The 7,259-nt window shown below is 69.3% G+C and carries 5 protein-coding genes; 3 read left to right on the forward strand and 2 right to left on the reverse strand.

Translation table 11 applies throughout. From position 1 onward, the window contains the following. The first annotated feature begins 62 nt into the window (after positions 1-62). Positions 63-1,367 (forward strand): cytochrome P450, encoded by a 1,305-nt coding sequence (locus tag E0H45_RS14125; RefSeq protein ID WP_131337807.1) that lies wholly within the window; start codon positions 63-65, stop codon positions 1,365-1,367. Positions 1,368-1,375: 8 nt separating this feature from the next. Here E0H45_RS14125 and E0H45_RS14130 read toward each other — a convergent pair whose 3' ends face one another. Continuing rightward, entirely contained in the window at positions 1,376-2,179 is an 804-nt protein-coding gene (locus E0H45_RS14130; protein WP_131337561.1) for a TIGR03619 family F420-dependent LLM class oxidoreductase, read from the reverse strand. 412 nt (positions 2,180-2,591) lie between these two features. Here E0H45_RS14130 and E0H45_RS14135 point away from each other — a divergent pair, with 412 nt between their 5' ends. Together E0H45_RS14135 and E0H45_RS14140 are read left to right on the forward strand one after the other, a co-directional pair. After that, positions 2,592-4,148, forward strand: a complete 1,557-nt coding sequence (locus E0H45_RS14135) for a GGDEF domain-containing protein (protein ID WP_131337562.1) — start codon at positions 2,592-2,594, stop codon at positions 4,146-4,148. A gap of 16 nt (positions 4,149-4,164) precedes the next feature. Beyond that, the gene (locus E0H45_RS14140; RefSeq protein WP_238154965.1) at positions 4,165-5,733 is read left to right on the forward strand and encodes a GGDEF domain-containing protein; all 1,569 of its coding nucleotides are present in this window, start codon (positions 4,165-4,167) and stop codon (positions 5,731-5,733) included. On the opposite strand, the gene E0H45_RS14145 is transcribed toward E0H45_RS14140, so the two are convergent. Continuing rightward, positions 5,727-7,169 carry a DUF7059 domain-containing protein gene (locus E0H45_RS14145; RefSeq protein WP_131337563.1) on the reverse strand — a complete coding sequence of 481 codons (1,443 nt, stop codon included), beginning with the start codon at positions 7,167-7,169 and terminating at the stop codon, positions 5,727-5,729. The genes E0H45_RS14140 and E0H45_RS14145 overlap by 7 nt on opposite strands. Between the last annotated feature and the right edge of the window lie 90 nt (positions 7,170-7,259).

A 7,259-nucleotide genomic window follows, 5' to 3' on the forward strand; every position in this document is an offset into this window, starting at 1 on the left:
GGTTAGCTTGGAGTTACAACGCCGTTGGGGGCAGCGGGTTCTAGAGAGGGCGCGTGGAAGTCATGGTTGCGACATACCTGAAGAGATGGGTCGGCAACCGCATTCTGAGCAGGACCACCCGCAGGGGTGGTCTCGACCTGTCGAAGATGCGGATGTTTCCCAGCCAGGTTTCGATGCCGTTGCGCCGCGAGGGGCTCGATCCGGTCCCGGAACTGGCTCAGGTGCGCGAGACCGAGCCGGTGCACAAGCTGGCTCATCTGTTCGGGCTGAACGTCTTTCTCGTGAGCGGGCATGCCGAGGCGAAGGCTGTGCTCGCCGACAGCACGAACTTCAGCAACGACATCCGGCCGCTGGTCGGCTCGGACCCGAACAAGCCGTCGGAGGGCATCGGGGGTCTCGGGTTCACCGATCCGCCGGACCACACGCGGCTGCGGAAGCTGCTGACGCCCGAGTTCACCAAGCGCAAGCTGGCCCGGCTGGAGCCGGCGATCGAGAAGATCGTCAACGACCAGCTGGACCTGATGGAGGCCAAGGGCCCGGTCGCCGACATCGTCGCGGACTTCGCCTTCAACGTGCCGTTCCTGCTGATCGCTGACCTGCTCGGCGTCGAGGAGTCCGACCGCGATCGCTTCCGTGCGCTCGGACCGGCCCGGTTCGACCTGTCCGGCGGCGGTATCGGGGTGTTCGGGTCGGCGTCGGAGTCGCGGGACTTCCTGTTCGAGATCGTCCGGAAGCAGCGCGAGAACCCCGGCGACGGGCTGATCGGGTCGATCATCCGTGAGCAGGGCGACGACCTCGACGACATCGAGCTCGGCGGACTGGCGGACGGGGTGTTCCTGGGCGGGTACGAGACATCCGCGAGCATGCTGGCGCTGGGCACGCTGGTGCTGCTGCGCGACCCGTCGAACTTCGAGCGGATCCGGAACGAGCCGGGCGCGGTCGACGTGATCGTCGAGGAGCTGCTGCGATATCTGACCGTGGTGCAGGTCGCGTTCCCGCGGTTCGCCCGGCACGACCAGGAGTTGTTCGGCCAGCAGGTGAAGAAGGGCGACCTGGTGGCGGTGTCGCTGTCGGGCGCGGACCGGGACAAGCAGGTCTTCGGCGCGGACGCCGAGGACTTCTACCCACGTCGTACGGTGTCGTCCGCGCACCTGGCGTTCGGCCACGGCATGCACCGGTGCGTCGGCGCCGAGCTGGCTCGGATGGAGCTCCGCGCCGCGTTCACCGCCCTCGCGCACCGCTTCCCCGACCTGTCGCTCGCCGTTCCCGAGGAGCAGCTCCGCTTCCGCGACTTCTCGATCGTGTACGGCGTCGAGACCCTCCCAGTCCGCCTCCACGCAACCGCCGCCGAACAGGTCGCCGGCTGACCCGTGGGTTAGGGCAGGTGGAACCGTTTGGCGAATTGGGTCAGCTCATCCAAGTCCGGTGTAGTGACGACCAGGCGTGTGACGCCTTGGGACCCGTAGGACGCCACGGCTTCTGGTGTCAGGTCGATGGATCCCCAGCGGGTGTACTCGAGGTTGTAGCGGGCTGACGTGGCCAGCTCCCACTGGGCCGCGCGTTCGGCCGGTGACAACGCGCCGCCCGGGAAGTACCCGTCGCCCCGAGTGCCGGCGCGGCGGGCAGCGGCGCGGCTGGAGCCGCCGATGTGGATCGGCAGCGGCGCGAGCGGATGCGGGAAGCTGCTCAGGTCCTCGAACTCGAAGAACTCGCCTGAGTAGCTGACGCGATCACCCGACCACAGCAGCCGCAGTATGTCGATCGCCTCGTCCGTACGTCGTCCGCGCGACGCGAAGTCCACACCCACCGCCCGAGCCTCGCCGGGCAGACTGCCCACGCCGACGGTCAGCAACCGCATCCGCCCCTTTGACAGCACGTCGAGGGTCGCCAGCCGCTTCGCAAGCACCACCGGGTGGTGGTACGGCAGCAACAGCACAGCTGTCCCGAGCAGGAGCCGTTCTGTGGACGCTGCGACGAACCCGAGCAGCTCCAGCGGATCGCCGTACGGCAGGTCGGTCGGCATCTCGTACCCGCCGAAGGTGGCGCCGCGATACAGCGCCACGTGTTCCGGTACGTACAACCCCTCGAACCCGCACTCCTCGGCTCGTCGTGCGAACCTGACCAGGCGCTCCGGATCCATGCCGTACGCCGGCGTGCTGTAACTCACCGCGAATCTCATCACCGCACCGTAAAACCCTGTCCCCAGGGTCAACGCAAACAAGAAAGACGGCTCTTGTGTTGCATGTGTGGGCGGGTTGGGCTGGCACCCGTGGTCCTCGAGTCGTGGATTTCGGCGGCCAAACGCAGCCTCGATCCACGACTCGACGTTTCAGTGGTCGACCAAACGCCACGACTCGGCGCGATCCACGACTACCTGTCGCGCGACCCCGGATCGGGCTGATCACCACCCACACATCGGACCGGAGAGCCGAGAAAACCCGTACGCCGAGTACGCCTGATGTGGCACTAGGTGGCCGTTGGCCGGATCGGGTCGTGACAGGACCGGGGGTGGGTGGTCACAATGGGCGGTCCGGCCCGAGGTGCGGGTGACGGAACAGGGAAGGGCCGTCGGCGGTATGGGGAATGGCGAGATGGCGGCGGACGATGCGCTGACCGTACGGATCGCCGCCGCGATGACCGCGGCGCAGTCGGGTGGGCATGCGACGGCGGCAGCGGAGATCGAGGCGATCCGGACCGAGTTGCGCGGTGTGCCGAGCTACCGGCTGGCGGCCGCCGAGTACGTCCGGGGCGTGACGGCGCACCACGCCAGCGACGCCGACGAGGCGTTGCGCGCGGTCGACGCCTGTATCGAGATCGCCCGCGCGATCGACGAGCCGGGCTGGGAAGCGAACGCCCTGCCGATCCGCATCATCAACCTCGCCCGCAGCGGCCGAGGTGGCGACACGGTCAACGACCTGGTCGCCGCTGAAGCCGCCTTGAACCGCACCAGGGACGCCGGCCTGACCGCCTGGGCGCACACCGGCCTCGGCTACGCGTACGACGTCCTACGGCTTTTCGAACTGTGCATTCCGCATTACGAGCTGGCCACCCAACTGGACGTCGATGTCTTCGAGCTGGCCGAGTCGCCGGCCATCAACCGGTTGAACCTCGCCGAGACGTACCTGCGCTGGGCGCACGAGCTCGAGCGCCTCGGCGATCCTTTGTATACAAGGGAGATCGAGGAGCGCCTGGCGTCCGCGGCGTACTGGGCGCGCGAGGCCGAGCGGGTGGTGGTCGACGACGAGACCCAGGAGTTCTGGAAACTGAGCGCCCGGCTGTGGATCGCCGCCGCCGCGACCGCCGAGGACCCGGACCAGGCCGTCGCCGATCTGACCGAGATCCGCGACGAGATCAGCAAGCTGGGCGAGACCGAGCGACTCGCGCTCGCGGGCGCCTACCTTGCCCGGGCCCTGCAGGCGCAGGGGAAGTCCGACGAGGCCAAGGCCGCCGCGGACCGGGCCGCCGACGACCTGATTCCGTTGGCCGACCCATCGACCCATGTCCTGGTGCTGCAGACCCGTTCGGAGGTCGAGGCGGCCGACGGTACGGCGGGTGCGCTGGCGGGCCTGACCTACGCGCGATCGGTCGCGCGGGGCTGGTGGAAGGAGCGGCAGCGCGCGCTGAACGCCGTACGGCATGCGCTTGCCGCGCACGACCTGCCGGCCCGGCACGATGCCGAGTGGCACGCGGCGCGGCAGGATCCGCTGACCGGGGTGGGGAATCGCCGGGCCCTGGACGAGCGGCTGACCGCGGCCCGGGACTCGGGCCGGGCGGTGACGTTGCTGGCGATCGACGTGGACGATCTGAAGGTCGTGAACGACACGTTCGGGCACGCCTGCGGGGACGAATTGCTGCAGGTTGTTGCAAATCTCCTGGTAGAACAGGCGCGAGCGACCGATGCCGTGATTCGATCGGGTGGCGACGAGTTCTTCGTGGTGCTCGACCAGCCCGACGCCAAGGGCGGTGCCCAGCTGGCCGAGCGGATCCAGATCGCTGTCGAGGCGATCGCGGCGACGACGGACAGACCGTGGCTGCGCCGGCTCGGATTGAGCCTCGGGTACGCCGCGACCGCCGAAGGAGTCGCCGTGGAGCAGTTGATCTCACAGGCGGACCGGCGCCTGTACCGGGAGAAGCGCCGCAAGAAGTGACGAAGGGTGGGGAGGTGTGGTGCGGGAGACGTCCGGGGTGACGGCGCGGATCGCGGCGGCGATGACACGGGCGCAGTCGGGCAGTCCGGACGAGGCGGCGCTCGAACTGCACGCGCTGCTCGCCGAGCTGGGCTCGGAGCCGACTCACGAACGGGCCGCCGCGGAGTACGTGCGGGCCGTCGCGGCGCATCACGCCACCGATTCGGTCGAGGCGCTGGACGCCGTCGACAGCTGCATCCGGGTCGCCCGTGCGATCGACGAGCCGGGCTGGGAGGCGAACGCGATCGCGCTCCGGATCGTCACGCTGATCCGGACCGGCGAGGGTGGTGACTCGGTCGCCGACCTGGTCGCCGCGGAGAACGCACTGTCCCGGACCCGCGACCTCGGCCTGGCGGGCTGGGCGCACACCGGCCTCGGCTACGCCTACGACCTGCTCCGGCTCTACGAGCTGTGCATCCCGCACTTCGAGCTCGCCGCCGAGGGCGACCACGACCCGCTCGGCCTGCCCGAGGCGCCGGCGATCAACCGGCTGAACCTGGCCGAGTCGAACCTGCGCTGGGCCCACGAGCTCGAGCGGCTCGGCGACACGTCGTACGACGAGGAGATCACGGAACGTCGACGCGCCGCGCACCGCTGGGCGGGTGAGGCCGTCGAGGTGATCCTCGCCGGGGACCTGCTCGGGTACTGGCCGATGGCCGGGCGGATGTGGCTCGCGGCGAGCAACGACAACGCCGACGCGGTCGAGGCGGCCGTGATCCTGAAAGACTGCCGGGACCAGCTGGCCAAGCTCGGCGATCTCGAGCTGGCCGCGATCGCGGGCGCGTACCTGGCCAAGGCGTTCATGGCGCGCGACCGGATCGGCGAGGCGATGGACGCCGCGGACCGGGCGGCGAGTGACCTGCCGCCGACGTCGGATCCGCCCGTGGAGGCGCTGATCCGGCACACCGCCGTACAGATCAGCGCCGAGTCCGGCGACACTGGTGCGTCCTCCGGGTTGCAGTACGCGCGGGCGATCAGCCGCGGCTGGTGGGCGGAGCGGTTGCGCGGGCTGTACGCCGTACGGAGCGCGCTGGCCAACCACGAGCTCTCGATCCGGCACGATGCCGAATGGCGGGCTGCGCGTGAGGATCCGCTGACCGGCGTGGGGAACCGGCGTGCGCTCGACGAGCGGATGTCGGTGGCGCAGGACTCCGGCCGCTCGATCGCGGTGGTCGCGATCGATGTGGACAACCTGAAGGTAATCAACGACAGCTACGGGCACGCCAGCGGCGACGAGGTGCTGCGGCGGGTCGGGACGCTGCTGACGGAGCAGTGCCGCGCGGAGGATGTCGTGGCGCGCGCGGGCGGGGACGAGTTCGTCGTCGTACTCGACAACCCGGACGAGCGGGGTGCGCCCGAGCTGGTCGAGCGGATCAAGTCCGCGGCGGATCGCGAGGCGGAGCGGGCCGAGGCGCCGTGGTTCGCGATGCTGCGGCTGAGTGTCGGGCAGGCGAGCAGCACGGACGGAACGTCGGTTGCCGAGCTGCTGACCGAGGCGGACCGGCGCATGTACGCCGAGAAGCGCCGCCGGCGCGCCGCTCAGTAGTTCAGGAAGCCTTCGATTACAAGGTTTCTGATCTGTGGGAGGTAGTCGGAGAGTACGTCGACGACCGGACGGTCCATGAGGTCGGCCAGCGCGGCGAGGATCTGTCCGGCGCTCAGGTCACCGTCGGACGCGCCGACGAAGCCAGCCAGGACAGTGTCGACCTGCTCGGCTCTCCGCATGCCGCGCTGCCGTCGGAGCACGATGGTGGCGGGGTCCTCGGCTCCTGGCTGCCCGGTGGTCTCCTGGATAACGTCGTCAGCCACATGCAGATGCAGAGCGGTGAGATCGGCGGGGAGGCCTTCGAGACGCTCGAATCGGTGCAGGACGTGTGGGCCGATCGGGCGCTCGATCTCGTACGGCCAGGCCTCTGCGGCGAGGGATCCTTCAACGTTGTGCAGGGTGATCCAGCCCATGCCGATCGCCTCGACGTTGTGCTCGTCGAGGTAGCGCACCCATTCGTCATACCTGGTGGTGTACTGCGCTGTGCCGTGCAGGCCGGCGTCGCGGAGCCAGAGCTCGACGTACTCAGACGGGTCGAGCTGCTCGCGCTGGACTGCCCAGGCGGAGCGGTCGGCGGTCCAGGTAGCGATGCGGTCCTGCCAGTCCTCGCCGCGGACACAGGTCCAGTTGGCGAGCAGCTGGCACCAGCCGCCGTCGGTCAGGTGGTTCGGCGCCTGGCGGACGAGCTGCTCGACCACGGCGTCGCCGGTGAACTCGGTTTCGCGGTAGGTGAGATCGCCGCCGGGCGGGGAGATCACGTACGGCGGGTTGCTGACGATCAGGTCGAATCGCTCGTCGCGGACGGGCTCGTACAGGCTTCCGTCACGCAGATCGAGATCGATGTGGTTGAGAGCGGCGGTGGCTTTGGCGAGTTGGAGGGCCCGCGGGTTGACGTCGGTCGCCGTCAACTGGTTGACGCGGTCCGCGAGATGCAGGGACTGGATGCCGCACCCGGTGCCGATGTCGAGCGCCCGGTCGGCCTTGATCGGGACTGTGAGGTGGATGAGGCTCAGGCTGGCGGGCGCGATGCCGAGCACGTAGTCCGACCGCATCGGCTCCCGACGCCCATCGAGCCCAGGCGTGAGGTCCGCCACCACCCACCAATCCCGCGCATCCTCCGCAAACGGCCGAATATCAAGCACTGCCCGCACCTCGCCCCCACTACGGGTGACGATGCCCAAGGCAACCAGATCAATCCCCGGAAACGCCTTGTCTACAAGGCCTTCCGGCACGGCCCGCTGGAGCAGGAACAACCGGATCATCGTGTCGAGCGCATCACCCGACGCGGTACGACGGGCCGCTGCCGCGGTCTCGTTCCGCGCCAACGCCGCGTTCGCCTGTACGCCGAGCCGCTCGGCAACCCCGTCCGTGGTGTACCCCGCCCCGGCAAACGCCGTACGCAACCCCTCCACCACATTGCCCGTAAGTTCCCGCATGCCCACATCCTCCCACCCCACCCTCACCCCACCGTCCACCCTCACTCCACCGCCCACCCTCACTCCACCGCCCACCCTCACTCCACCGCC

This window comes from Kribbella soli (assembly GCF_004331345.1).
Lineage (GTDB): Bacteria > Actinomycetota > Actinomycetes > Propionibacteriales > Kribbellaceae > Kribbella > Kribbella soli.